21 protein-coding genes are annotated in these 24,355 nt (G+C 44.4%); 6 read left to right on the top strand and 15 right to left on the bottom strand.

Annotated features, from left to right (window positions below; genetic code table 11):
- Window positions 1-389: 389 nt before the first annotated feature.
- The 3 genes from OQJ75_RS18960 to OQJ75_RS18950 all read right to left on the bottom strand — a co-directional run bounded on the left by OQJ75_RS18960 (window position 390) and on the right by OQJ75_RS18950 (window position 3,101).
- Entirely contained in the window at window positions 390-881 is a 492-nt protein-coding gene (locus OQJ75_RS18960; protein WP_265974442.1) for a DUF3299 domain-containing protein, read from the bottom strand.
- Window positions 882-956: 75 nt separating this feature from the next.
- Window positions 957-2,219, bottom strand: a complete 1,263-nt coding sequence (locus OQJ75_RS18955; RefSeq protein ID WP_265974443.1) for a carbohydrate porin — start codon at window positions 2,217-2,219, stop codon at window positions 957-959.
- 138 nt (window positions 2,220-2,357) lie between these two features.
- Entirely contained in the window at window positions 2,358-3,101 is a 744-nt protein-coding gene (locus OQJ75_RS18950) for a hypothetical protein (RefSeq protein WP_265974444.1), read from the bottom strand.
- A 224-nt stretch (window positions 3,102-3,325) separates the two neighbouring features.
- Here OQJ75_RS18950 and OQJ75_RS18945 point away from each other — a divergent pair, with 224 nt between their 5' ends.
- Window positions 3,326-4,237 carry a LysR family transcriptional regulator gene (locus OQJ75_RS18945; protein ID WP_265974483.1) on the top strand — a complete coding sequence of 304 codons (912 nt, stop codon included), beginning with the start codon at window positions 3,326-3,328 and terminating at the stop codon, window positions 4,235-4,237.
- A gap of 162 nt (window positions 4,238-4,399) precedes the next feature.
- Here the strand turns inward: OQJ75_RS18945 and pdxY are convergent, their stop codons facing one another.
- The 7 genes from pdxY to OQJ75_RS18910 form a co-directional block, all read right to left on the bottom strand.
- A complete protein-coding gene (pdxY, locus tag OQJ75_RS18940) occupies window positions 4,400-5,257 on the bottom strand; it encodes a pyridoxal kinase (RefSeq protein ID WP_265974445.1) in 858 nt (285 codons plus the stop codon).
- 225 nt (window positions 5,258-5,482) lie between these two features.
- Window positions 5,483-6,814 (bottom strand): metal-dependent hydrolase family protein, encoded by a 1,332-nt coding sequence (locus tag OQJ75_RS18935; protein WP_265974446.1) that lies wholly within the window; start codon window positions 6,812-6,814, stop codon window positions 5,483-5,485.
- 448 nt (window positions 6,815-7,262) lie between these two features.
- Complete coding sequence (locus OQJ75_RS18930) at window positions 7,263-8,585, bottom strand: CoA-disulfide reductase (RefSeq protein WP_265974447.1); 1,323 nt, start codon at window positions 8,583-8,585, stop codon at window positions 7,263-7,265.
- A 77-nt stretch (window positions 8,586-8,662) separates the two neighbouring features.
- Window positions 8,663-10,069: a cation:dicarboxylate symporter family transporter gene (locus tag OQJ75_RS18925; RefSeq protein ID WP_017111551.1), complete on the bottom strand. Its 1,407-nt coding sequence runs from the start codon at window positions 10,067-10,069 to the stop codon at window positions 8,663-8,665.
- A gap of 37 nt (window positions 10,070-10,106) precedes the next feature.
- Entirely contained in the window at window positions 10,107-10,490 is a 384-nt protein-coding gene (locus OQJ75_RS18920; protein ID WP_265974448.1) for a RidA family protein, read from the bottom strand.
- A gap of 24 nt (window positions 10,491-10,514) precedes the next feature.
- On the bottom strand, window positions 10,515-11,180 hold the full coding sequence (locus tag OQJ75_RS18915) for a helix-turn-helix transcriptional regulator (RefSeq protein ID WP_176680040.1): 666 nt from the start codon (window positions 11,178-11,180) through the stop codon (window positions 10,515-10,517).
- A 499-nt stretch (window positions 11,181-11,679) separates the two neighbouring features.
- Entirely contained in the window at window positions 11,680-13,014 is a 1,335-nt protein-coding gene (locus tag OQJ75_RS18910) for an MATE family efflux transporter (protein ID WP_265974449.1), read from the bottom strand.
- Window positions 13,015-13,423: 409 nt separating this feature from the next.
- On the opposite strand from OQJ75_RS18910, the gene OQJ75_RS18905 reads away from it, so the two are divergent.
- Window positions 13,424-14,449, top strand: a complete 1,026-nt coding sequence (locus tag OQJ75_RS18905; protein WP_265974450.1) for a hypothetical protein — start codon at window positions 13,424-13,426, stop codon at window positions 14,447-14,449.
- Window positions 14,450-14,472: 23 nt separating this feature from the next.
- Here the strand turns inward: OQJ75_RS18905 and OQJ75_RS18900 are convergent, their stop codons facing one another.
- Window positions 14,473-15,477, bottom strand: a complete 1,005-nt coding sequence (locus OQJ75_RS18900) for a helix-turn-helix domain-containing protein (protein WP_265974451.1) — start codon at window positions 15,475-15,477, stop codon at window positions 14,473-14,475.
- Between the two features lie 94 nt (window positions 15,478-15,571).
- On the opposite strand from OQJ75_RS18900, the gene OQJ75_RS18895 reads away from it, so the two are divergent.
- Together OQJ75_RS18895 and OQJ75_RS18890 are read left to right on the top strand one after the other, a co-directional pair.
- Window positions 15,572-16,957 carry a serine hydrolase domain-containing protein gene (locus OQJ75_RS18895; RefSeq protein WP_265974452.1) on the top strand — a complete coding sequence of 462 codons (1,386 nt, stop codon included), beginning with the start codon at window positions 15,572-15,574 and terminating at the stop codon, window positions 16,955-16,957.
- A 66-nt stretch (window positions 16,958-17,023) separates the two neighbouring features.
- Window positions 17,024-17,809 (top strand): hypothetical protein, encoded by a 786-nt coding sequence (locus tag OQJ75_RS18890; protein ID WP_265974453.1) that lies wholly within the window; start codon window positions 17,024-17,026, stop codon window positions 17,807-17,809.
- An 85-nt stretch (window positions 17,810-17,894) separates the two neighbouring features.
- Here the strand turns inward: OQJ75_RS18890 and ppsA are convergent, their stop codons facing one another.
- The gene (ppsA, locus tag OQJ75_RS18885) at window positions 17,895-20,267 is read right to left on the bottom strand and encodes a phosphoenolpyruvate synthase (RefSeq protein WP_265974454.1); all 2,373 of its coding nucleotides are present in this window, start codon (window positions 20,265-20,267) and stop codon (window positions 17,895-17,897) included.
- A gap of 178 nt (window positions 20,268-20,445) precedes the next feature.
- On the opposite strand from ppsA, the gene OQJ75_RS18880 reads away from it, so the two are divergent.
- Complete coding sequence (locus tag OQJ75_RS18880; protein ID WP_265974455.1) at window positions 20,446-21,279, top strand: pyruvate, water dikinase regulatory protein; 834 nt, start codon at window positions 20,446-20,448, stop codon at window positions 21,277-21,279.
- Between the two features lie 108 nt (window positions 21,280-21,387).
- Here the strand turns inward: OQJ75_RS18880 and grxB are convergent, their stop codons facing one another.
- The 3 genes from grxB to OQJ75_RS18865 form a co-directional block, all read right to left on the bottom strand.
- Complete coding sequence (gene grxB, locus OQJ75_RS18875; protein ID WP_265974456.1) at window positions 21,388-22,020, bottom strand: glutaredoxin 2; 633 nt, start codon at window positions 22,018-22,020, stop codon at window positions 21,388-21,390.
- Window positions 22,021-22,349: 329 nt separating this feature from the next.
- Window positions 22,350-22,508 carry a hypothetical protein gene (locus tag OQJ75_RS18870; RefSeq protein WP_004733064.1) on the bottom strand — a complete coding sequence of 53 codons (159 nt, stop codon included), beginning with the start codon at window positions 22,506-22,508 and terminating at the stop codon, window positions 22,350-22,352.
- Between the two features lie 164 nt (window positions 22,509-22,672).
- Window positions 22,673-23,653, bottom strand: coding sequence for a Gfo/Idh/MocA family protein (locus OQJ75_RS18865; protein ID WP_265974457.1), 981 nt, complete (start codon window positions 23,651-23,653; stop codon window positions 22,673-22,675).
- Window positions 23,654-23,872: 219 nt separating this feature from the next.
- Here OQJ75_RS18865 and OQJ75_RS18860 point away from each other — a divergent pair, with 219 nt between their 5' ends.
- Entirely contained in the window at window positions 23,873-24,355 is a 483-nt protein-coding gene (locus OQJ75_RS18860) for a GNAT family N-acetyltransferase (protein WP_260811433.1), read from the top strand.

Below are 24,355 nucleotides of genomic sequence, written 5' to 3'. Positions count from 1 at the left end.
AGAAAGACACGAAATGGGGCTGCTCTGCCTCTAAACTGAATTACGCAACAAAGCCTCACTGGGCTATAGCGTATTATGGATGGCTTATTTTCGTAGAGGGTAGGTTAACGTTCGTAGAGTTTAATGAAGTGTCTAGTCTGGCTTACTGGTGCTGAACAGTTGTGAAAGTTCGATTTCCTCGAACAAGCACCAACACTTAGCTGAGAATTTTATGATGCGGACTCGATGAGTTTATGCGTTTTCGTGTGTATTGAGTGCTGACCACTGCTGAGGGCAATCTTATTTGTCTATTAATTAGAAAGCCCGTCCCCAATTATGGGGTTATTTACCCATTTCGTAAACTAGTAGAACAAGCCTTTTGTTTGTTTCGCTTGTCCTTATTTTTCCGCTTATTCTTTATATTCACTCAGGCTTTCAGCAGTTAACAAGTACCCAGTTGTTGCTAGGTCGGTGTCGAGAGTTTTGGTCGACAGTTCGCCTGTTACGTAAACGACATCCCATAGTTTAGTCACCGGAGCGCCTTCTTCAAACTTAACATAAATTATTTGGTTAGCGGGTGGCGGTGGCACGTGTATGCAGGCTCCAAAGAAAGGAACCAACAAGAACTCAGTTACACTCGACTCTGTGCCTTCAAGGGGAATAACGAATCCAGCAATGGTGACCTCGTTACCATCTAAATCCTGACGAACTGATCCAATAGCACTCTGTTTCGCCTGCGGTCCATTGTGGTTGATTTGGGCATCGTATCCTGATAGGTATGCAGCTCGCTCCTGCTCAGGAATAAGATCTATCCACTCAAGTGTTTGACCAGCATTTGCAAGCGAAACATTTAATATCGCAGCGATCAAAATGGATATGTGTAACAAAAATTTGGAAATCATAGAGATATGCCTTTTAAATTCATTCAGATGATAGCGCCCCTAGTATTTGGGGCCGCTTTTCTAGTGACGCTTCATTTAGAATAGAAATTGAGCCTTCAATCCAAATACGACATCGGTCTTATCTTTTATCAGTGCGTTTGCCAAATCACCTGATTGTATGGCATCGACGTTAATCGCGGTGTGGTTCATAACTTGAACACTAGGTGACAACTGAAGCCAAGGCGTGACTTTAGCGCGATAATATAGCTCTGCGGTGTATTGATCGTCGAAATCGATATCACCAAATGTGCTTGCCATTGGACTTGCCCAGTTAAATGCGAGCCCAATCATATCCTCTGAACGACTAGCTGGAATATAACCAAAGCCAGCGCTAATTGATGCGTCATACATGGCACCACCATCTTGCGCCCAGCCCGCTCGAACAAACGGAAGCCATTGATTGTTTATAAGGCCGGAGACTGAAACACTGACACCGTGCCCCTCTTTATCATTGCCAACCGCATCACGCTGCCAAAAAGATATGTGAGCGTTATCAATGAACAGCATCTCTTTCGATGGTGTATAACCAACTTCTAAACTTTTCCATGTCGCGCCAGTGTCAAAGAAGTCTTTAACACCTTGGCTGAGGTCAGAGGCGTTCCCCTTCGCATCAAGAATACTCGCTGAAGCGTATACATTGTCAGTCATAAAACCACCAAGCATCACCCCTAGAGCACCATCAGGAAGGCCACCAATCGTACCGTTGCCTGTCGTAAAAACACCGTTATTGAAATCGTTCCATGGACTGGCTAGAGCATAAAAATCGGTATAGTCAGTCATATCCAAAAATCCGGCATAGGCCACCATTCGCTCATCAAGCATAGATTGACGCCAAAATAGATGTGTCGTTCTAAAACCTTGATCACCGTATAAAGAGTGTGCGAAACCAAGATAGCCTAAATCCTTTAAACCATAATCTTTTGGCGATGAGTCGGTATATTTGTGTCGGTGTTCAAACTTGAACACGATACCGCCCGTTGACCCTGAATCGGTATGTACCATATCCCATTGACCATATACTCTAAGCGCCCCTGACGCTGCTGAAGAATCCCCTAGCGCATCCGTTGCTGTTAATCCAAGCATATTGTAATCAACGCCCAATTGGAGTCCGTACTCTTCCTGCCAATGAGCTTTGGTTGCGTTCCAAGAGTCAAAGTGAGATTGCTCAACAGGTGTATCTCTCATCACTGTAAGATCTTCAAACTCATTGGTGTTATCTGCAGCAAATACGGTTGTAGAGATTACCATCACTGACATTAGCATTGTCGCGGTTGCAGATAGGCGAAAAGTGGGTTTCATTATGACCTCGATGAATGATTATTTCTTAAAATCAACGTGACGCATTTCATTTACAATGCGAATTGCAAGAATACATATAGCTTGAAAGGAGACGGGTTATGAACAACAGAGCTATAACCAATCCGTTTTATTGCTTGTCTAGAAGAATGACTTGTACATAAACCACGCGACGGTGTCATCGACGTCTAGTGTCATTGATTCTGACTCCATTGTTCCGTAGGTATTCTCTACACGGAATTCGCCCCAATGAGTTTTTGCAGCGTTCATTGGTGTACCAATGCGTAAAGAGGTTTTTAGAGTGCTGGTTTCGATATCGCCACCAGTATAGGAGTATTCAGGGCTTACCATTACGTAGGTGCCATCGCTACCCGTTTTAACTGTAAAGTAACCCGCAGCCATACCACCCACGGTTGAGTTGTCACTCACACCGAATTTACGGGTCATTGCGTCACTGTATTCTCCGCCTAAAACGCCACCTCTTAGATACATAGAAAACTGTTCTACGGGTGTAATCGCTACAACAGCACCCAGCGCAGCAGTCGTCATTGAAGCGTTATCGATAAGGTCGAGAGATGCTGCGACTTTTGGTACTGTCGGGTCATCAAAGTTGAATACATGGAAGTATTGAGCACGAGCATCTGAGTACTTTCCTTCTTTATCCATGTTGCCTTCTACAGCGACCATGCCTTGTTGAGTGTCGTTAACGGAAAATGCATACGTTAGCGCTCCCTTTACATCGCCGTTATTGGTTGCACCAACAGTGAAAGAGGTCGTCGCTCTTGCAACATCTGAAGGGTCGTGGTCTTCTTCAGCCATCACGAAAGTGCTAGAAAGAGTGAGTGCAGCAAGAGCCGTTAGTGCAAATTTTTTATTCAGTGTCATTTTAGTTTCCTAAGTGGTTAATCAGTTGACGTGATAATGGTACAAAGAATTACCCTGACCCCTAACTAACGTTTGTAGGATGAAACTGGACAAAAAAAATCTCGCACATAGTATTGATAAGTGAATAAACGAAACTCAATGTGCTGTTATAAATTTTTTCTTAATTGCAAAACAATTGCTTAATGCAGGTTTAGCAGCGTAATAGAAAAATGAATGGAGATATGATGAATTTTAGCCTTGAACAGTTGGCCACTTTTGTTGCTGTATACGAACAAAAATCCTTAAGTAAAGCCGCAGTCAAACTGAACAAACATCGCAGTACGATAGGTCAGGTCGTGACTAATCTAGAAGATACTTTGCAGGTGACTTTGTTTGTTAAAGTGGGCCGTTCGGTGGAGCCAACAGAAGAAGCCACATCGTTGTATCGATATGCAAAGCAAGCAGTAGAGCAATTAAAAACGTTTGATAAGTTGGCGATGAATCTCGCTTCTGGCGATTTAGAATCAATTAACATCGGGTATTGTAGCTTCGTCCCGCAAATTGCAATTGCTGATATTAGAATGCAGTTAGCCAAAGACTTTCCGAACCTCAGAGTTAATTTATTTGTCTGCGGGAAAGATAAAATCAAACAAGGAATTGAATCGGGCGATTTGCATTTTGGGATAGTGAACGTTTATGACAGTACAGCGATTAATAGCTTTAACTCAACATATTTAGAAACACTCTCTTTTATTCCGTTTGGGGCAAGAAATAGTGAGCTTTCACGCACCCCTCCTGAGGAGATGCTTGTTAAGCTAAAAAGCACGAAGCAATTAGTATTGCAATCTTTGATTGAAGAGGGGATGTCCGATAAAGTCATACTTTCACCAAACTATGAAGCAATAGACCAACATTCTGTAGTAATACGACTGGTAGAGCTTGGTCACGGTTGGGCCTTACTTCCTAGATCAGTTATAAAATCAGAATACGTTAACCAAAATTTAATTCAGTTAGAAGTTAGCGAGTGGAAAAAAAGTTTAGAGGTCCCAATCTCACTTTGGAGTCCACATTCAATTAAATTGGAAAAAATCAGAGAATCGATTCTCGGTGCATTACAAGAATATATCGACTACGTGCTAGAGGAGCTAAATAGTTGAACGTATATGTATCGTTTTAATTGAACTAAGACCATCCAGATACATGGCGTTTAATATCGATACGGTATTAAACGCTTGATGTGCGAAGACTGCATAGAACGACCTATATTTGATTACCAGCGGGATGCTCTTCCCAAGTTATAAGGTGTGGACGCTAGTGATCTACTTAACTTTTATTACTTCGAACTCATGAGTTGGCTCTACAAACTCATATTGTGCATCGATAATTTGAAGCTCATATTTACCTTGTTCATTGGTTATTTCTAGGACACCGTAAGCGGCATTTAACGCATGACGAAAAGACTCTAGTGGTAATATGTTTCTGACTAAACCTGCAGTAAAAAGTGCAGAGAATAAGTTGCCAATACCACGTACTTTTTCATCAAAATTGATCTTAGGTAAACTCGCAATAAATGAGGCATAGCGTGTTGTTAGCAGTAGGCTATAGGTATCGGCTTCTAACCAGTCAAGGCCCTTTACTATTGCCATCTTTGCCCCTGTCTTGAGCACCTTTTCGCATGAAGTGACGGCTTCGTCCAGAGATTCAACATTGAGTTGTGTTAACTCACTCAGTTCGCGTTCGCTCAATATTACGGCATCGGACATCGGAATCAGCGTCTGTGTGATAACATCGAGCGCTTTAATTGAGGAATCAAGCGAATTTTCATCGATTTGAAACTCGGGTTCGTATATGAATAAAGCTTCTGGGTTGCATTCCTTTACGAGCTTCACTGCGTCAACAATGGCTTGATGTTGAAGTCCGCTCCCCTGATATCCAGCCAGTATTGCACCACAATCGACTAACTTTCCTGTGTCTTTAAGACCGTCCATTCGTGCGTGAATTTCCTTTGCACCACGACTTTGTTCTGAGCTGCTATTTTTTCGCTCTGTGATACTTGAGATTTGTGCGGAATGAATAGGCCAAACCTCCACCCCCATTTTTTGCATAGGAAAAACGGCTGAACTATTGGCGACATGCCCGCTCACAAAGTGAGACTGAATCGAAATAATACTTTTCATAATTTGTTCTCAAGATTTAGGTGCATACCTAATCGCTTTAGTGGATATAAACATCACAATAGTCAGGAATCTAATGATTCTTAAATACTGTTTGTAGGATCGTATCATTTGCTTAAGCATTTCTATTGGCACAATAGAATTGAATAGTAAATAGACAAAAAAGCCACCTGATAGAGCAGGTGGCGGAGTGGATTGAACTCGAATTGTTGCGTTCGATTAAAGACTTTATTTGTCTAATTGATTCTTATATACAACCCCATCTTTCATGATCAGATCTAGGTTTGTACTAGGAAGCGCTAAGATGGATATATCTTCAAGTGGATTTCCGTCCACAAGCAACAGGTCAGCATAAGCGCCTTCTTGGATTACACCCAGTTTTCCTTCTTTGTAAGGGTGGCGCTCTCCTGATAATTCAAATAGCTCTGCATTGAGTGATGTTGCTTGCTTTAAGATTTCATAAGGCGTGAAATACTTGCTGCGTGCGATAAATTCACGGTTTTGCATACGGTGAAGTGTTAGAGAGCCTAGGATATCAGTACCAAAGGTCATCTTTAATCCCATCTTTTTCGCACGCTCATACCCATTTTGAGCCCCTTGTTGCGCTTTTAGGTATTTAGGGATTGAATCACCTTTCATTCCCGCTTTCTCTGGAGGCAGGCTAAAAGCTAAAAATTGAGTTGAGAACCAGACATCATTTTTTTTCATCAATTTCATGGTTTCTTCAGATGCAAATAAACCGTGCTCGATACTTTTCACACCGGCTTTGATAGCATTTTGTATGCCCTCATCACTGTAGGCATGAATAGCAGCGTAAGTACCCCATTTGTCGGCTTCGGTCACAATAGCTTTGAGTTCTTCATAAGTATACTCAGTCACATCCAATGGGTCATGAGCGCCTGTGATGCTGCCACTGCCAAAGATTTTTAAATGAGTAGCGCCTGAGCGAAACACATCTCGTGATGCTTTTTGTACTTCAGGTACGCCATCAGCAATTATTGTCCAACCCCTAATGTAGGCTTTGTCGATTTGGCCCGTAAAGTGAGGTGACATGTAAAACATGCGCTGATCATAATCGCCATGACCTGATGTTTGCGAAATAAACGCTCCAGCGGGTAAAATTCTAGGCCCAGGAACGATGTGTTCGTCGATAGCTTTCTTCAAGCCGAAAGCTGGACCACCATTGTCACGAATGGTAGTGAAACCACGTTGCAGCATTTCGCCTGCGTTGACACCTGCAAGGGTCCCTGACCAACCTTCGGGTGCGCCATAGATGAGAGTTTCGATATCATCGGTCCACATTATATGAGTATGAGCATCAGACAGACCCGGTATCATCGTTCTACCGTTGCCATCAATGACCTTAACACCTTCATGAATGATGTCATCTGTTGAGATTGTTTTAATTAGATTGTCTACGATCAACACATTTGCGTCTTCAGTCAGTTCTTCATTGACGCCGTCAAAGACATCGACATTAGTGATCAGTACAGAATCAGCTAGTGCACCAAATGAAAGACAGCTGCCAATCAGTGCGCTTAGTATGGTGAGATTATTCATTTTCATTTACCTAAGGTTGGTCAATTTTGGGAAATTTTCTGTTAACTCTTCGTTGAAAGTATTAACTCATATTCCATGTTCCAATAACAAGCCATGCGCAGAGGCTCGTCCTATGTGATCCGACCTACTGTAGGAAGGGTAGCTTGTAATGGCTGGTGTGCAACTTTTCAAGTTATGTTCGGCAAGGTTTTGGCGTAAGGTAAGCGTAGTCGTACCGTCTTCGTTGCGCTTTTTCGCTGGGGGATGTCAATTTAGAACATCAGTCATTGGAAAGCCCGCTGATAAATCAGCGGTTTTTTGTCTTGAATTTGGTAAAAGAAAGCTCAAAAACACTAGTAATTCGTTATCTTATTGAGTTATGGGTTTCATAGAGTCTAGACATTAAAAAAGCAGAGCGCTCAGGCTCTGCTTTGATGTTTTAGCTTTATGTCTTTGCGACTAGTAAAGCCTATTTGGCGACGTTACCTGCCACGTTCAGTGCATCCCATGTGCGGGAAAATGGTGGCGCATAGCAGAAGTCCATATAACCAAGTTGTTGAGTTGTCATTTTCGCGGTGATGGCAACAGCTAGTGCGTTGATTCGACCAACTGCTCCTTTCTTGCCTACGATTTCACCACCTAGAAGAACGTTAGTCTCTGGGTGATAAACCAGTTTAACCTTGATGTCTTCTTGGCCAGGGTAGTAATCCGTTTGGTTCTTATCGGAAATCGTTGATACTTTCACATCTAAGTTGTGTTCTTTCGCCAGTAGTTCATTCACGCCAGTGCAGGCTAGTTCGTAGTCGAGCACTTTCAAACAAGATGAACCTAAGAAGCCTGACATGTAGGTATCTTTACCTGCTAGCTTGTCCGCCATCATACGCGCCTGTTTGTTGGCTGTGGTTGCTAGAGGAACATAAACAGGCTTACCTAGTGCCATATGATGGACAACGGCACAGTCACCGACTGCGTGGATGTAAGCGTCTTCAGTAGCACCATGTTCATTTACCAGCAAAGAGCCGTTTGCAGTTTTTGGCAGTTCGAATGCTTCTGTATTTGGTTTGAAACCGAGTGACAGGATCACGACATCGGCTTCTACGTTGCCGTTATCGGTTGCTACAATGTAACCACCTTGCTCGGCATCGCGAATCGCAGATACACTACAGCCTGTTTTTAGCTCAGCACCGGATTCTCGAATCGCACCTTCAACGACTTCAATGATCTCTGGGCTGAACTGACGGCTCATGATGTGCTGTTCACGTTCGATGATCGTCACGTGTTTGTCTAAGCCGTGTGCAGCGTCGAAGACTTCCAGACCGATAAAGCCTGCCCCAATAACACACACACGCTTCTTGTTACTATCCTTTAGCGCTTCTTTAACCGCCAAGCCTTCTTCCATGGTGGTTAGTGTGTATACGTGTTCTGGATTGAATTCACCGAATGATGGAACGATTGGTCGCGCACCTGTTGCAATGACCAACATATCGTAATCGATGACGCTTTCTTCATTTTGGTGACGTACCGTAATTTGCTTTTCATTGCGGTCGAACGACACCATTTCGGTTTCTACACGTACATCTAAGCCTGACTTAATCGCTTGATCTGGTGTTCGAGAGATCATTCGTTCTGTGTCATCAAACATGCCACCTGCGAAATAGGGTAAACCACATGCTCCAAAAGAGATGTAACTACGCTTATCTAGAACGATGACTTCGTCTGATGGCTGATTACGTTTGTATTTTGCTGCGAAACTCATACCCGCGGCACTACCGCCTATAACAACAACTTTCATATTTACTACCTAAATAACCTGAACTCAGGAAAAACAGAAGAGCACCCACGTGGAGTGCTCTTAATTAAGTTTGAGAATTATACTGCTGCTTCTTTTGATACTGTCGCTGTAACGTCAGCGTCGTATTGTTCTGTGTTTAGCGAGCCGTTTTTCTTAGCGGTTAGAACACCAGACAACATAGAGCCTGAAATGTTTAGCGCTGTACGAGCCATGTCAATCAGAGCTTCGATAGACACCAGAATCGCTACTACTGTGATGTCTAGGCCCATGATGGTCAGTACTGCTACTGCTGCGAACGTTGCACCGCCACCCACACCAGCGATACCGAATGAAGCAATCGCGATAACTGCAATCAGTTGTAGGATGAAGCCTAGGTCAACTGGCATGCCCATCACTTGTGCCGCCATGATTGCTAGCATTGCAGGGTAGATACCCGCACAACCGTTCTGACCGATACTGGTACCGAATGTCGCTGACATGTTTGCTGTTTCTTCGTCGACACCTAGGCGTTGAGTTTGTGTTTCAACGTTTAGTGGGATAGCCGCCATGCTTGAGCGAGAACCGAAACCGAATACCAATACTGGCCAGATTTTCTTCATGAACTTAGCAGGAGACAGGCCGAACATTGACACCATCACGAAGTGGATGCCGAACATCACGCCAATTGCTACGTAGCTTGCTAGAAGGAAGCGGCCCATTTCTGCCAGTGCGAACAGGTCGTTCGTCATCATGAACGTGGTCATCAGAGCGAATACACCGTAAGGCGTTAGCTTCAGGATTTCACGAACCATTGACAGCACAACTTCTTTTGCAGAGTTGATGAAATCAACGAAGTTTTGCACTTTCTCAGGCTTACGATTCTTCACTTGAAGGATACAGTAACCAAGGAACATACCGAACAGTACAGTTGATAGCGTAGAAGTACGTTGAGAGCCCGTTAGCATGTCAAAGATATTGGTTGGAATGATAGACAGAGCCATACCAGATAGACCGCTGCTCGCCATTGCATCTTGTGTTGCTACCAGTGAATCACCGCGAGCTTCAATTGCACTGTTTGTGCCGATTGTGCTTACTAGAGCGTTCGCATCGATACCAAATAGGTAAATACTTGCGATACCAACGGCCGCCGAGATTGCACAAGTGAAAAGTAGAATACCGATGATTTTTGGTGCGATACGAGATAACGCGCCGCCGCCTTCAACGTTCATGATCGAAGAGATCATCGCCACGAATACGAGCGGGATAACGATCATTTGTAGAAGTTTGATGTAGCCTTTACCGAACACTGAAATCAGTTCAGCGAAGCCAGATGTTGCAACGTTACCGACACCGAAAACAAGTTGAATCGCGCCACCGAACAGTAAGCCAGCAGCAAGCGCACTCAGTACGCGGAAGTTAAAACTTTTCTTTTGCTTTTTGAAGTTCGACAGCAGTGCGTAGAACCCAAAGAACAGTATGCTTAATCCAATAAATGAAACGCTCATGAGAATCTCCTGTGATACCCATTAATAACTAAGTCGGTTATTTTTTGTATGCGATGGCTTCAACTTCAACCAATGCGTCTTTTGGTAATCTTGCTGCTTCAACACAAGAACGAGCAGGTGCGTTCTCTGTACCAAACACTTCTGTGTACACTTCGTTAAAGGCTACGAAGTTCTCCATGTCTGATAGGAAGCAGGTTGTCTTAAGCACTGTGTCCAGTCCCGCATTACTCGCTTCTAATACAGCTTTTAAGTTTTCTAGAGACTGACGTGCCTGCTCTTTGATGCCGCCATCAACAAACTGCATGGTTTCTGGAACGAGAGGTAATTGGCCTGATGTATAAACCATGTCGCCGTAAGACGTACCTTGTGAGTAAGGGCCGATAGCTGCAGGTGCTTGTTCAGTGGCAATGATCTGTTTCACGATGTAACTCCTAAATTATTGGTTTTATTCTGATTTAAATTCACGGATAAACTTGTAAACCGCCTGACGGCTGATCCCAAGCTGCTCTGATACTTGTGTAGTCGTCTCTTTTAGCTCAAATACTCCGTTATCAAATAAGCAACGGATGATGGCTTTATTGCGACCTTTAGAAGAAATCGTCTCGTCTTGGTCAACTTCTTTAATGGCTGAACTCAATGCTTGCTGAATGACGTCATTCGCATTGTTGCTGAAGGTCTCGCTGACAATGGTTTGAGGTACATTGCACTGCGGCATCAGCGTCTTGACGATTTCTGGGAATGGGAAAGATAAGTTCATGTTGATACACAGCATGCCAATCGGCTTTTGTTGTGGACCTGCCAGCACGCAGGTGGTCGATTTCAGTAGGGAACCGTCTGCTGCGTTGGTGAAATAGCTCTTTGGAGAAACTTCGCCAGTTTTCTCGAATGTACTCCACATGCGTAAACCTAAATCGGTGATAGGTGAGCCGATTTCACGACCGGTATGATGGCCATTGACGATCTTCACGACAGAGTTTTCTAAGCTTTCAAAGGAGTGAATGACCACCTCACAGTAAGGGCCAATCAAGTCAGCAATTGTGTCCGCTAAGCGAAAGTAATTGCTTAAACATTCTCTGTCTTCATCGGTGAATCGAACTTGTTTTACATTCATGATTTCGGTTTACATTTTTGAACTCAATGACTGAAATCTACTCCTTTGGTGGTATTTGAACAAGATGCAGTAAACTTCTGTAAACCGTAAATAACGTTCAAAACATCAACAAATAACGAAAATTTAACTTAAATTAAGAGCGTAATTTGAACAGGATCACCAAACCATCTTCGATATGGTTTAATTTCTTAAACTCCATCAAAGTTTACATATTTAAAACCACAGGCTACGTTTTCGAATACTTTAATGATCTAGGACAAGTTCTAAGAAGGCATAAAAATCGGCTCAATTGATGTTTCTTATGTAAGGAAATCTAGCTAGCAATTCTGAGACTAAAATGATGACCAGTCGGTATTCTTTTTTTGGTGGTAAGGAAGGCTTAATCGAAGGGACTTCATTAACAGAGGATAGTCAGCGGAAGGATCGTAAATCAGAACTTAGATAACTAAAAAAGCAGCCTAAGTGGCTGCTTTTTTGTTCTTTCTAATTTAATAACGGATTAGCTGGCTAGCTTAGCCTCTACTTGTCCAAGCGCGCGTCGGTACATAAACCATGCACAGGTACCGGCAAGTACATTACCTACCATCGCACCCCAGAACAGGCCTTCAATTCCTGCAAGTTGAGAGCCAACCCACAAGCAAGGCAAGAAGAAAGCGAACAGGCGCAGTGCAGAGATCGTTAATGCGGTGTAAGACTTGCCCAAAGCGTTAGAAATCGAAACCATCAGCATACAGATACCCAAAGGCCCTAAGCTGATTGGTACGATCAGTAGGTGATAGTTCAGAATCGTTGATACTTCGTTGTCACTGGTCATGAGATTCGCTAACCCGCCAGAGAATGACCAAGTCACTAATGCGATGACCAGTTGGAAACCTAACACGAAGGTAACGGCAATCTTCACAAGACTGCGTATGTTTCCAAGATTCTTTTCACCCAACATGCGACCAATCATAGGTGGCATCGACATCGTTAGCGCTAGCACAGCCACAATGGAGAAGAATTCAAAACGAGACCCTAAAGCCCAAGCTGCAACGGCTGCAGTGCCATAACTCGCAAGCAGCTTAGTCGCTAACATAGAAGAGACTGGCGGCAGAAGTTGACTGATCATCGCTGGGCCCATGATATTGCCGATAGAGCGAATGCTCTTGCCAATATCAAGGTCGTTCCAATCGAATGTCATCCAATGCTTCTTGGTCACTTTGGGAGCCACGATAAAGATGCCTGCACCGAACGCCAAGATAGTCGCAATCGCTGCGCCGTTGATACCCATGTCGAGCGTAAAGATGAAGATTGGGTCCAATATCAAGTTGATGATGCTAGTCGCGATCATCATTGAACCGGGTAGCATGGTATTACCGTTGGCACGACACACGCTGTAAAAGAAGTAGAGCAGAGCACCCGTCCAAGAGCTGACTAGCCAATAGATCCAGTAAGAATCAATTATCGGCAATACAGTCGGCGGCGCATCGAGCAGCTGTAAAATAGGTCCACGAAGCAGATAGATGATGACCGAGAAAAGCGCGACACTCACACTGCCCATCGCAATCACTAACCCGCCCAGTTGTTTAGCGTAACGTTTCTCATTGGCACCAATGGCTCTCGCAATGACAGCCGTGGTTGCAATGCCTAACCCAACCTGAATACCAATGATGATCATCTGTATTGGAAGCGTGAAACCTTGAACAGCAAGCGGCAGAACGCCGAGCTGACCAATGAAGGCACTGTCTACAAGTTGGAAGCTCATCAGGGAAAGCACCCCAAACAGCATTGGCCATGTCATGGTATAGAGTTGTCGGCCAAGGGAAGGCGAGGGAGTTGCAGTAGTAGAATTCATATCTGTCTTATTGGTCTTGAAGATAGGTTCACTGTAGGGAAAGCCTGTCTGTGAAGAATTGCGTAAAGGATAACGTAAGGTCAGCTCGATACCAATAATTGTTACCGGATCTCGGTATATTCCTTAACTCAGAGTTCAGTTGAGTTAGAGCATTCTTTGCTTTGACTTTATGGAACTACCTCTCAAACCTTATTTATTTTATAGGGTTATCGTTGTTGCTTAATGTAATTATCAAATCCATAAACTAATATCGTTGTAGGGAAAAGAATTGCGAGTCAGCAAGCACAAATTTAACTGCATATTAGAGAGGGAACCTAAATATGCCGACAACAGAAGAAATTCAGATCAGCCAAGAGCAAGTTAGGAAGAACAAAGCGAAGGTACTCGCTAAAATAAACCAGCAGGCATCATGTCGCAGGGCTTTCGCTTAGTTAACGTCAAAGATTACCAACAGAAGTTACAAGCTCTAAAACAGAAGGTCGAAAACTTCGATTACCTGAATGACGCCAATAAAAAGCAAGATCAGGTGATTCTCGACATAATGACTCAGAAAGAGAAGATCCATAACTATCTGGATGAAACATCGAGTCAGAAGCTAGCAAACGGGAATCTCGATTTTGGCTCTCGAAATCAGGTCGCCAACGCCACGCTCAAGAAGAAGCAGCTCTTCATGATGTTTATGGAAACGGTTGAAGCGCAAGAGGCGCTCAGAGAGTTTGCTGTTAAGGTGGCTTCGGTGTGTAACGGAACACTCAAACAACCACCCGGTGCTTATTTAGGTGTAAAAGACTTCCATGGTGCGCTAGACAAGATAACCAATCGTAAACGTCATTACGATATTGGTGATCTGAAAGATGCAGCCCGTATGACTATCGTATTTGAGACGATGGAAGATATGATCATTGCCAAAGCGATGATCATTCTGACCAAAGAGTTTGTTGAACTGAAACATCACCAATCTGCGATGAAAGATCGTTATGGTACTAGCCAAGGCGACAACGCTAAATTTAACTGTGGTGCAACTGACGCTGGCTACAAAGACATTAAGTTCTTCTTAAAGATGGCCAATGGACACATTGGCGAGCTGCAACTCAATACCAAGAACATGATGGTGGCGAAGAAGAACGGCCACATCATCTATGACATCCTTCGCGACGGAGGCAACCTTGATAAAGCATTTACCATTACTAACAGCGAAGTGCTCGCCAAGATAAGTCGTAACATGAGTGAAAAGTGGTTCACCTTTATGAATACTCGCGTGCCAAAAGCGAGAGATGATTTGCAGGCAGTTCAACAACTCGTTAACCGCCTAAGAGCGAATCTAGGAAGAGGGCAGAACTCACTTCAAGTCAGCATGGAAGAGATAACCATACTGTCTCGCGTCAGCCTCTATATCTACGAGCAGGGCGATAACGCGAGAGCTCTATTAGAGTGATGAAGCGATATTGAGATCTGCGATTAAGTCCGGTTATTTGACCGGACTTTTTTATTTCGACTCCGGTAACTTGGTGCCGTGATGCCAGTCCAGCCTTTAAAGGCGCGGTTAAAGTTACTCAAATCACTGTAACCCAGCTGCCAGCTTATCTCTTGTACAGAGAGATCGGTTTCTTCTAGAAGTTGCTTCGCTTTAATCTCCCGCACTTGTTCTTTAGCATCTTTAAACAAGATGTTCTTACTCTTAAGGTTGCGTTGCAGTGTCCGCTTGGTCATACCGAGCATGGTCGCAAACCACTCAATGTTGAACCACGGCAAGGTCGCATACGTGTTAATCAAGGCTTGGACGGCTTGATGCCAATCTTGACTCGTGTCTTGCTCAGAGATAGCACGATACCCATCGGGTAAGGGAATGGTGATCGCGCCATATTGCTGTTCAAACTGAATATCCGAATTAAAGAAATGTTTGGGTAACTTGCGCTCACGGTTGTTTGTCGAGATGAGCTTCGCGTGTGATGGCTGCCATATGCTCTCGATGAATTTACGACACAAGCTAATTACAGTTAGCGTGCGAAACCATTCAGATTGTTCAAAACCCGCGGTAGAAGGGTGATAGCAACTGCGATGACATAGCCACCACATCCCATCTCGTTTCTCTGTCCACATGGTGACGTGATTACTCAAGGTAGAGATCTCAGTAATCAAACAACGTATTGCCTGCTCAAGTGATGTGCATTGGTCAATCTTTCGGCTTAACTCTGGCGACAATTGTTCTAGAGACGCTTTACGACCAACCTCAATCCCAATCGAATAACCAAACTTACTCTCCAAGCCATGAATAAAGCGAATCAAGTCTTGAGTCGGTAGCCACTGGTTGGAGTGTGTTAGCTCAATGGGCAGTCCACATTCGATAGCAACCGAGCTCCAGTCTAGTGACCGTTTTTCACAGTATTGAATATAGGGCGCGATGTTACTGGTAGAGCTCAGCAAAATGTTGGTGGTGTTCGATGATGCTTTCTTAGTTTTCATAGCTTTCTGAGTTTGCCTCTAAATGTCACCAAATGACCTAATTAAGTATAGCGCAACTCCATATACTTCTTCCAACCCAAATGAGGAGAAGAATATGAAACTTAAGCCCCTTGCCCTAATTATCTCGTCGCTGACGATTTCATCGCTTGCTGTGTCATCACTTGCCTTTGCAGACATGGCTTTTGCAGAGAACCCAGTTGAAGCAGCACTGAAAGTCGAAGGCGCTGCGGTGACCCTTACGGTGAAAGATGCTCAACAATCTTTTACCCCCGCTTTTGTTGCTTCAGCACGAGAAAACTTCAATAACTTCCATTGGCAAATGGGTGGTGACCACAGTGTTTACTACAACTTGCACATGAGTGAGTTCATGCCAACGGCGTTTGCTGCACCGAGCGAGAATTACAAGCCACTGGTTAAAAACATTGATCCACGCCTTGCCAAGCTAAAGGTTGAAACAGACACCAAAGGTGAGCTGACAATGGCGGAATACCTTGCTGACGAACAGTTCAGAACCCAAGGTTTCATGCTAATTCACAAAGGTGAGATTGTTTACGAAGCGTATCCGGGTATGAGTCCGACAGACAGTCACGTTTGGGCTTCAACGGCTAAAACTACGGTTGGTACGGTCGTCGCGATGCTGGTGGAAGAGGGCAAAGTCGACCCAGAGAAAAGCATCACTCACTATGTTCCAGAACTGAAAGGCACGAACTGGGAAGATATCACGGTACATCAGGTGCTCAATATGTCTACCGCGCTTGATAACGAAGAGACGCTTGAATCGATCTTAAACCCAGATTCTGACGTTGTACGTTTCTTTGCTGCTTCATTCAACTCGCCAAGAGCCAAAACAGGTGAAGTGGAAACATGGATGAATGTGGCTAAAGGCGCTCAGAAGATCGAAGGCGAGAAAGCGGGCGACCATTTCCGTTATGCCTCTATCAACACCATGGTACTGACCAAAATGGTGGAGAACATCGAAAACAAAACATGGACTCAAGTGTTCGAAGATCGTGTTTGGTCGAAAGTACATGCTCGCCAATCGATGGAATTTAACCTAACGCCTGATGGCATGGCGATCGCCGTTGGTTTGGTGTCGACCACAGTCGAAGACATGGCGCGCTGGGGCACTCTGTTTACACCAAGCTGGACAGCGGTAGCGGACGAGCCGGTTATCTCGCAAGCGGTGATTGATCGTATTCGCAACGGCGGCGATCCAAAAGCCTTTGTCGGTACCAGCAAAGAGAGCAGCTCACTGCATGCCTACAACGAAAAAGCGGACTACAACGCTTACCAATTCGACTTCATCTTCAATGACGGTGCAATGTCGAAAAGTGGCAACCTTGGTCAGTTCATTTACATCGACCCAGAGCGTGATTTTGTTGGCGTGATGTTCTCGAACAACCCTTACCACTCTGGCTTTGGTGAGAACAAAGGCCCTGCGTTGATGCGCTCCGCTGCAAAACTACTTGCTGATAAATAACAACCCATTTGAGAGAGAAGGACTTTCAAGCTTCAAGGAAGAAGCAAACGACTTTCGAGAGATATAATGAAAAAGTTTGCCCTTATTATTCCATTGAGCTTAGGTTTATCGATTCCGGTCTATGCCGAATCAGAGCGAGTTATCGACCCTGCAGACGTGACTAAGGTTTATACACAGACTGCGCTGATGGTGAGCGGTAGTTCTGATATTCAATTTCAGGGACAGGTTTCTGGTGGTATGGACAACGGTCAGCAGTTTGCGTTACTCGCAGAAGCGACCTTTGTTGATGATAATAACGAATCACAACGCGATCCGAACGACTTTGGTTCGGAATACAGCAACTCGCGAATCCAGTATTTCCATGTTTTCGAGACTGGAACTAAAGCCGCGCCTAAAGTGGGTCTGTCGTTAGACTACATTAATACACGCACAAGCATTAAAAATGACTTGTTGTCGGTCGGCGGTGTTGTGGCGATCAATCCGGCTTATACCGGTGGTTTCTTGGTTTTTCCAAGAGCTGGTTTGATGACGGGCAGCATGGAAATTCCCGCTATGAACTCGTCTAAAGATGACTTAACGGGTTATTCACTTGGACTGATCACGGCGAAGCACTTAGGTGATTCTGGTGCTTATGTTTCTTTGGTGCCAGAGTGGCAAGACCTATCGGGCAGCGATATCAACATGCAAAACTTCTCGTTGAAAACGTCACTGAATGTACCAATGAACAGTGCTCGTACTTGGTGGTTGAATACTCGTTATGACATCACCAAAGGCGATATCGATGTGAACGGTGTGTCTATGGCAAGTGAGTGGCAGACGGAAGCTTGGGTAGGCGTTAGATACTACTTCTAAAGTGCTCAATATCTTGTATTGAAATACAGTAAATAAAAAAGCCAGTCGCAATGACTGGCTTTGTTCGCATCTCGATTAGATAAGGTTACTTACTAGCAACGTTGCCTAACTTCAACCATGTATCGATAACCGTATCTGGGTTTAGGGATACAGAGCTGATGCCTTGTTCCATTAGCCATTCCGCTAAGTCATCGTGGTCAGATGGGCCTTGACCACAAATGCCTACGTATTTACCCGCTTTGGTTGCCGCATCGATAGCCATTTTCAGCATCGCTTTCACAGCAGGGTTACGCTCATCGAATAGGTGTGCCACGTCACCTGAATCTCGGTCTAGGCCAAGTGTCAGCTGTGTCATGTCGTTCGAACCGATAGAGAAGCCATCGAAGTACTTCAAGAACTCTTCAGCCAAAATTGCATTCGATGGTAGTTCACACATCATGATGACTTTCAGACCTTGGTCGCCACGGCGAAGGTCGAATTTTGCCAGAATGTCGATAACCGATGCTGCTTCGCTTGGAGTACGAACGAATGGGATCATGATTTCAACGTTCTTAAGACCCATTTTGTTGCGAACACGCTTGATCGCTTGAGTCTCTAGCTCGAAACAGTCTTCGAATACTGGTGAGATGTAACGAGATGCGCCACGAAAGCCCAGCATTGGGTTCTCTTCATGCGGTTCAAACGTTTTTCCACCGACTAGGTTGCTGTATTCGTTCGACTTAAAGTCAGACATACGTACGATTACACGCTTAGGCCAGAATGCAGATGCGATAGTCGCGATGCCTTCTGTCAGCTTGCTTACGTAGAAATCGATTGGATCTTTGTAGCCACGAATGCGTTCGCTGATTTCTGCTTTTAGCTCGTCAGTTTGTGCATCGAAGTTCAATAGGGCTTTCGGGTGAATACCGATCATCTTGTTGATGATGAACTCTAAACGAGCAAGGCCAACACCTTCGTTTGGAATCTGTGCGAAGTCGAATGCGCGATCTGGGTTACCCACGTTCATCATCACTTTGGTTGGTAGCATTGGTAACTCATCAACCTCAGAACGTTTGATCTCGAAGTCGAGTTCGCCTTGGTAAACGTAGCCAGTTTCACCTTCAGAACATGACACTGTCACGGTGTCACCGTCATTCAGGTTGCTTGTCGCTATACCACAGCCAACGATTGCAGGAATGCCTAGTTCACGAGCGATGATTGCTGCGTGACAAGTACGGCCGCCACGGTTAGTGACAATCGCAGAGGCTTTCTTCATCACAGGTTCCCAGTCTGGGTCTGTCATGTCTGTTACCAATACGTCGCCTTCTTGAACCAGTGACATTTGGTCTAGAGAATCAACCAGACGAACTGGGCCAGAGCCGATACGTTGACCGATAGCACGGCCTTCAACCAAGACATCGGCCTTGTTGTTTAGCTCGTAACGCTCGATAACGTTTTGGTCGCTTTGAGAACATACTGTCTCTGGGCGAGCTTGAACAATGTATAGTTTGCCGTCGATACCATCTTTAGCCCACTCAATATCCATCGGACGTTGGTAGTGCTTCTCGATGATCATCGCTTGTTTTGCTAGTTCTTTGATCTCTTCATCGTTCAGTGAGAACTCGTTACGCTCTTGCGTATCGGTGTCGATGATATCAACTTGCTTGCCAATCTCTTGGTTGGTTGAGTAGATCATCTTGATCAGCTTAGAACCAAACGTCTTCTTAACGATTGGGTAGTGACCCGCTTCTAGCATTGGCTTGTGAACGTAGAACTCATCTGGGTTCACAGCGCCCTGTACAACCATTTCGCCTAGACCCCAAGAAGAAGTGATGAACACCACTTGGTCGAAGCCTGATTCCGTATCAAGCGTGAACATCACACCTGAAGAGGCTTTGTCTGAACGAACCATGCGTTGAATACCCGCAGACAATGAAATGCCGCGGTGGTCAAAGCCTTGGTGTACACGGTAAGAGATAGCGCGGTCGTTAAACAGAGAAGCGTAAACGTGCTTGGTTGCTTCTAGTACAGCGTCGATGCCTTTCACGTTAAGGAAGGTCTCTTGCTGGCCTGCGAAAGAAGCATCTGGAAGGTCTTCTGCAGTTGCAGATGAACGCACAGCTACAGACAATTCTTCGTTGTCTTCGATTAGCTCACGGTAGTTATCACGGATGTCTTGCTCTAGTGATTCTGGGAAGGGGGCGTCTAGAACCCACTGTCGAATCGTTGCACCTGTCTTACGCAGTGCGTCAACGTCTTCAACATCAAGTTCATCAAGTAGTTGGTGGATGCGCTCATCAAGACCTTTATAGTCAAGAAAGTCGTTAAACGCATACGAAGTGGTAGCAAAACCATTAGGTACAGAAACACCAGCATTGGATAGGTTAGAAACCATCTCGCCCAGTGAGGCGTTCTTACCGCCGACTTTGTCGACATCTTCCATGGATAGGCCATTGAACCATAGGGTATTATTTTGCATTTATTTCTCCAGAAACATAGCAAGCATTGTAGGGATTTAAAGGCAAACGATTACGTATCAGTTTAAAAAAATGTAAATTATTTTTTTAAACTGCGGGGGACGTAATAGTCAGCAGGGTTTTGTTATATATATTATGGTTCCCATCCTACTCAAAATAATTTTAAACATTAAATAAAAAATGGAAATTGATATTCAAAGTCGTGATGTATTCTATGTTTCTGATGGAACGGCCATAACATGTGAGACTTTAGGGCATGTTGTTCTAGGTCAATTCCCTTTCAAAGCCAATGAAAAAACCTTTCCGTTTGTGGAAAGTGAGGACAAACTTTCTGATTTATTAAAAGAGATCGAAATTTCGTATCGTGATAATGGAGTCGAACCATTGGTGTTCTTTTCAATCGTGATTCCAGATATCAAGGCTAAGCTGCTTGAAGCACCAGCGCACTGCTATGACGTGTTGGAAAGTATCGTTCAGAAGGTTCAGGATGATATTCAGATGGCACCTGTACCTAAACTGCAACGCTCACGCAGTGTGAACAAAGATTCGGTTAAGTATTTCGACCGTATTGCTGCGATTGAATACACACTCGCGCACGATGATGGCATCACGCTCAAAGGGCTGGAAGAAGCCGACATAATCTTGTTAGGTGTATCTCGAAGCGGTAAGACGCCAACAAGCTTGTATATGGCAATGCAATTTGGCTTACGCGTAGCGAACTACCCATTCATCCATGATGATTTAGCACGCTTGAAGCTGCTGCCTGAGTTTGAGATCTACCGACACAAGCTGTTTGGTTTAACTATTGATGCAGAAAGGCTGACAGAGATCCGTGAGAACCGTTTAGCGGGCAGTGAATACGCGAGTGATTCGCAATGTTTGTATGAGCTACAAACAGTAGAGGCGATGTTCCGCCGAGAAGCGATACCTTACATCAACACGTCTTCATTGTCGGTTGAAGAGATCTCGACACGAATCTTGGAGCGAACAGGCTTGAGAAGACGCTTGCTCTGATAAAGAGAATTGAGTGTATAAAGAAACGAGAATCTCATTCGGTGAGATTCTCGTTTTTATTTGTTACATGCTATTTTTAGCGAATTAGCGAATTAGCGAATTAGCGAATTAGCGAAGCAGAGACAGTTTTAGGGTTTCACTTTGCTTCTCTAACCAACGTTCTAGCGCTGGTGGCCATATGATGCTTGGCTCTACACAGAAACCGCGCAACATAGAGAAATACACCGCTTGATCGATTAGAGGCAGCGATGACTCACCACTCTCTAGATCCAGTAAGAGTTCGGCATCTTTCAGTAATGGGTTTATCTGCTCAACAAACTGCGGTGTTTGCTCAATCAGCTTATCGAAGTTGAGTTCTTCGGTTTCTTTGGCTGCACGCCACGCTTCTTTGCTTGCTGGTGATTGGTATTCAGCAAGGTCCAGTTTCCACCAACGTGGTAAACCGATGCGCTGGCTTAGCGGGAATGCGCGAGTTTGGAACACAGTGACTTGCTCTGATGGTACACGTTGTTCGTCACTTGATTTTAAGTCCATGAAGTATGCGATGATATCTAGGCTCTCAGCCATGGTAGAACCGTCGTCTTTTTGTAAAACAGGCACCATCTTTTTACCGATAAGATCGATAAGCGTTTGGGCGTCATCATAATCGACAGAGACAAGCTCTATGTCCAAGCCTAGAGATTGAGCAATGTAGGCTACTCTTGCGCAAAAAGGGCAGTGGTCGTAAATGTAAAGCTTCATAGCTTCCCTCATTCATGGTCATTATTAGTATAAGATAATGCTAATGTATCAGAAAGTCTTGCGAATACTAGCACCAATAAACATTAAGCATCTATCAACCGTAGGCATCAACGGGCAATAAGTACCTGGTGTAAATACTCTTTGATTCGTTCTATTGTCTGTTGGATTCGGTTTTACTTCAACGAGTAAACCAATGGGAAGGCTATTCAGAAATCGCAAGCATAAAAAAGGCTCTGGCTGCTCACTCTAATGCAGAAGAGTGAAGTCAGCCAAAGCCTCAATTTTGTTACCTTTAGTAGAGTGACTACTAAAAGGGCAGAGTGGTTAAACTATGCTTTTTTAAGATCTTGTGCTGGGTAAGTAAGCGTCATTGCGCCTTCTACCGTTGTAACGTGAACGTAGCCGCCACCAGCACTTAGGCCAGTTACTACCATTTCACCTAGTTCAACACCTTTTGTTGCTACAACGCGATCATCAACTGAAAACACTTTACACACCTTCAATAAATTAAATTAATACGATAGATATCGAACGCGGATTTAAACAGATGGCACCCCAATCAACTAATCCGGTTATTTGTCGTAAAGATTAAAATTAGTTATGTATAAATCAGTATGTCTTAAAAATCAGGTTGTTAACTTATGCTGTGACGTTATTTATCCGCTGGATAAACGACACCAACTTGTTGGCGCATCTCTGTAATTAACTTGGCAACCGTTAAAGCGCGCTGTTGGGCTTGCGCTTTTGTTGTGTTGTCGCCAGCAATGCAACTAGCAAAGGCCTGCGCTTCGTAACTCATGGAGTTTTCGCTTTGTGCTTGAGTGAGGTTTTCTACCGTGCCATCACGAAAGCGAATCTGAACGTCAGTACATTCAGCGATGTGATCGATGATGATCGCCCCTAACTCACCTTGGATCTCGCTTGGCGCATAAGAGTCACTGACTTTGGAGTGAGCAAGCGTTACGTCAAACTCAGGGTACTGGAAGATCGCACAGCCATGCGCATCCACACCTGAATCGAGCAGCTTTGCTGAAGCTTGGACATTTTCAGGTTTGCCAAATAGCGCGACTGTCGCGGCAACACAGTAGAAGCCAATATCGACCAATGAGCCGTTAGAAAAAGCTGGGTTGAAGGTGTTTGGGTTCTCGCCGTTTAGGTATTTTTGGTAGCGCGATGAATACTGGCAATAGTTGATGTGTGCCTTATGTACTTTGCCAATCTTTTCTAACCCAAGTTGAACTTGCTTAAAGTTCGGTAGAAACTGAGATTTGTACGCTTCAAACAACACCACGCCGTTTTGATCTGCGACTTCAAACATTCGAGTGGCTTCATCAATATTTGACGCGACAGGCTTTTCACAAATGACATGCTTGCCGTGTTCCATCATCAAGATAGATTGCTCGCAATGTAGTGAGTTCGGTGAAGCGATGTACACGGCTTCAACAGTGTTGTCATTGGCCAATGCGTCGAGTGAGTCATACGTCGTTTCAACGTCAAATTCTTGGGCGAACTGTGCCGCGCTATCTAGATTTCGAGAATAAACCGCAGCAAGTTGCATCGATTGAGATTCGTGAGCAGCTTGAACAAACTTTTGTGTAATCCAATTGGTTCCAATTACAGCGAATTTAATCATATAGGTATCCAGTCGTTATTCGTCGTTAGTGTACTGATTCTGCAGAGATAGTAGCACTCAACGGTTGGCAATGTGTCCGAGATTTACGGAACAATCTCCCTAAACTTAGTGCCTAATATTAATCATCAGCCTTCACAGAACGTCTGGGTTGACCAGTGTTACGGTGCACAACTAAGCCATTTTTGCTAAGGTGTTATTGAATTCAAATAAGGTGATGATATGCAAATCCGGACGGCCAAGGTAACTGATATTAACGCGATCTTAGCGCTCTCTGAGCAGATAAACCGTCAACATCATCTTGGTGCTCCTATGGTATTTGCGCCAGCGTCACAAGGTTTGGCCGACAGTGAAGAGTATTGGCTAGGCTTAATGATTGACCCGACTGGCGCTTTCTTTGTTTCGGTGGATGAGGGGCAAGTGGTTGGCTTTTTAGCGGGTAAGGTAACGCAGAACAAAGGTGTCAGTTTTATTCAGCCGCACAAAGTGGCAAGGGTGAATACGATTGTGGTGAACGATCAGGTTCAGAGCAAAGGTGCTGGTCGAGCGTTAATGAAGTCGTTTAATCAATGGGCTCAGGCGAGAGGGGCGATAGAACTTAGGTTAGAGGTGATGGAGTTTAACCAACAAGCTCAAGGTTTTTATGAGTCGTTAGGAATGGAAACTCAGTCGCGAACTATGTCCATGCGTTTTGAGGAGATCTAA

Source organism: Vibrio sp. 14G-20, from assembly GCF_026241515.1.
Taxonomy (GTDB): Bacteria; Pseudomonadota; Gammaproteobacteria; order Enterobacterales; family Vibrionaceae; genus Vibrio.
The sequence above is the reverse complement of the archived record's forward strand: the minus strand, read 5'-3'. Positions and strand labels throughout refer to the sequence as shown.

What these genes read in the sequence shown, in the direction of transcription:
- OQJ75_RS18960 (WP_265974442.1), bottom strand. Translation starts at nt 881, where the DNA reads ATGATTTCCAAATTTTTGTTACACATATCCATTTTGATCGCTGCGATA.
- OQJ75_RS18955 (WP_265974443.1), bottom strand. Translation starts at nt 2,219, where the DNA reads ATGAAACCCACTTTTCGCCTATCTGCAACCGCGACAATGCTAATGTCA.
- OQJ75_RS18950 (WP_265974444.1), bottom strand. Translation starts at nt 3,101, where the DNA reads ATGACACTGAATAAAAAATTTGCACTAACGGCTCTTGCTGCACTCACT.
- OQJ75_RS18945 (WP_265974483.1), top strand. Translation starts at nt 3,326, where the DNA reads ATGAATTTTAGCCTTGAACAGTTGGCCACTTTTGTTGCTGTATACGAA.
- pdxY (WP_265974445.1), bottom strand. Translation starts at nt 5,257, where the DNA reads ATGAAAAGTATTATTTCGATTCAGTCTCACTTTGTGAGCGGGCATGTC.
- OQJ75_RS18935 (WP_265974446.1), bottom strand. Translation starts at nt 6,814, where the DNA reads ATGAATAATCTCACCATACTAAGCGCACTGATTGGCAGCTGTCTTTCA.
- OQJ75_RS18930 (WP_265974447.1), bottom strand. Translation starts at nt 8,585, where the DNA reads ATGAAAGTTGTTGTTATAGGCGGTAGTGCCGCGGGTATGAGTTTCGCA.
- OQJ75_RS18925 (WP_017111551.1), bottom strand. Translation starts at nt 10,069, where the DNA reads ATGAGCGTTTCATTTATTGGATTAAGCATACTGTTCTTTGGGTTCTAC.
- OQJ75_RS18915 (WP_176680040.1), bottom strand. Translation starts at nt 11,180, where the DNA reads ATGAATGTAAAACAAGTTCGATTCACCGATGAAGACAGAGAATGTTTA.
- OQJ75_RS18910 (WP_265974449.1), bottom strand. Translation starts at nt 13,014, where the DNA reads ATGAATTCTACTACTGCAACTCCCTCGCCTTCCCTTGGCCGACAACTC.
- OQJ75_RS18905 (WP_265974450.1), top strand. Translation starts at nt 13,424, where the DNA reads ATGTCGCAGGGCTTTCGCTTAGTTAACGTCAAAGATTACCAACAGAAG.
- OQJ75_RS18900 (WP_265974451.1), bottom strand. Translation starts at nt 15,477, where the DNA reads ATGAAAACTAAGAAAGCATCATCGAACACCACCAACATTTTGCTGAGC.
- OQJ75_RS18895 (WP_265974452.1), top strand. Translation starts at nt 15,572, where the DNA reads ATGAAACTTAAGCCCCTTGCCCTAATTATCTCGTCGCTGACGATTTCA.
- OQJ75_RS18890 (WP_265974453.1), top strand. Translation starts at nt 17,024, where the DNA reads ATGAAAAAGTTTGCCCTTATTATTCCATTGAGCTTAGGTTTATCGATT.
- ppsA (WP_265974454.1), bottom strand. Translation starts at nt 20,267, where the DNA reads ATGCAAAATAATACCCTATGGTTCAATGGCCTATCCATGGAAGATGTC.
- OQJ75_RS18880 (WP_265974455.1), top strand. Translation starts at nt 20,446, where the DNA reads ATGGAAATTGATATTCAAAGTCGTGATGTATTCTATGTTTCTGATGGA.
- grxB (WP_265974456.1), bottom strand. Translation starts at nt 22,020, where the DNA reads ATGAAGCTTTACATTTACGACCACTGCCCTTTTTGCGCAAGAGTAGCC.
- OQJ75_RS18865 (WP_265974457.1), bottom strand. Translation starts at nt 23,653, where the DNA reads ATGATTAAATTCGCTGTAATTGGAACCAATTGGATTACACAAAAGTTT.
- OQJ75_RS18860 (WP_260811433.1), top strand. Translation starts at nt 23,873, where the DNA reads ATGCAAATCCGGACGGCCAAGGTAACTGATATTAACGCGATCTTAGCG.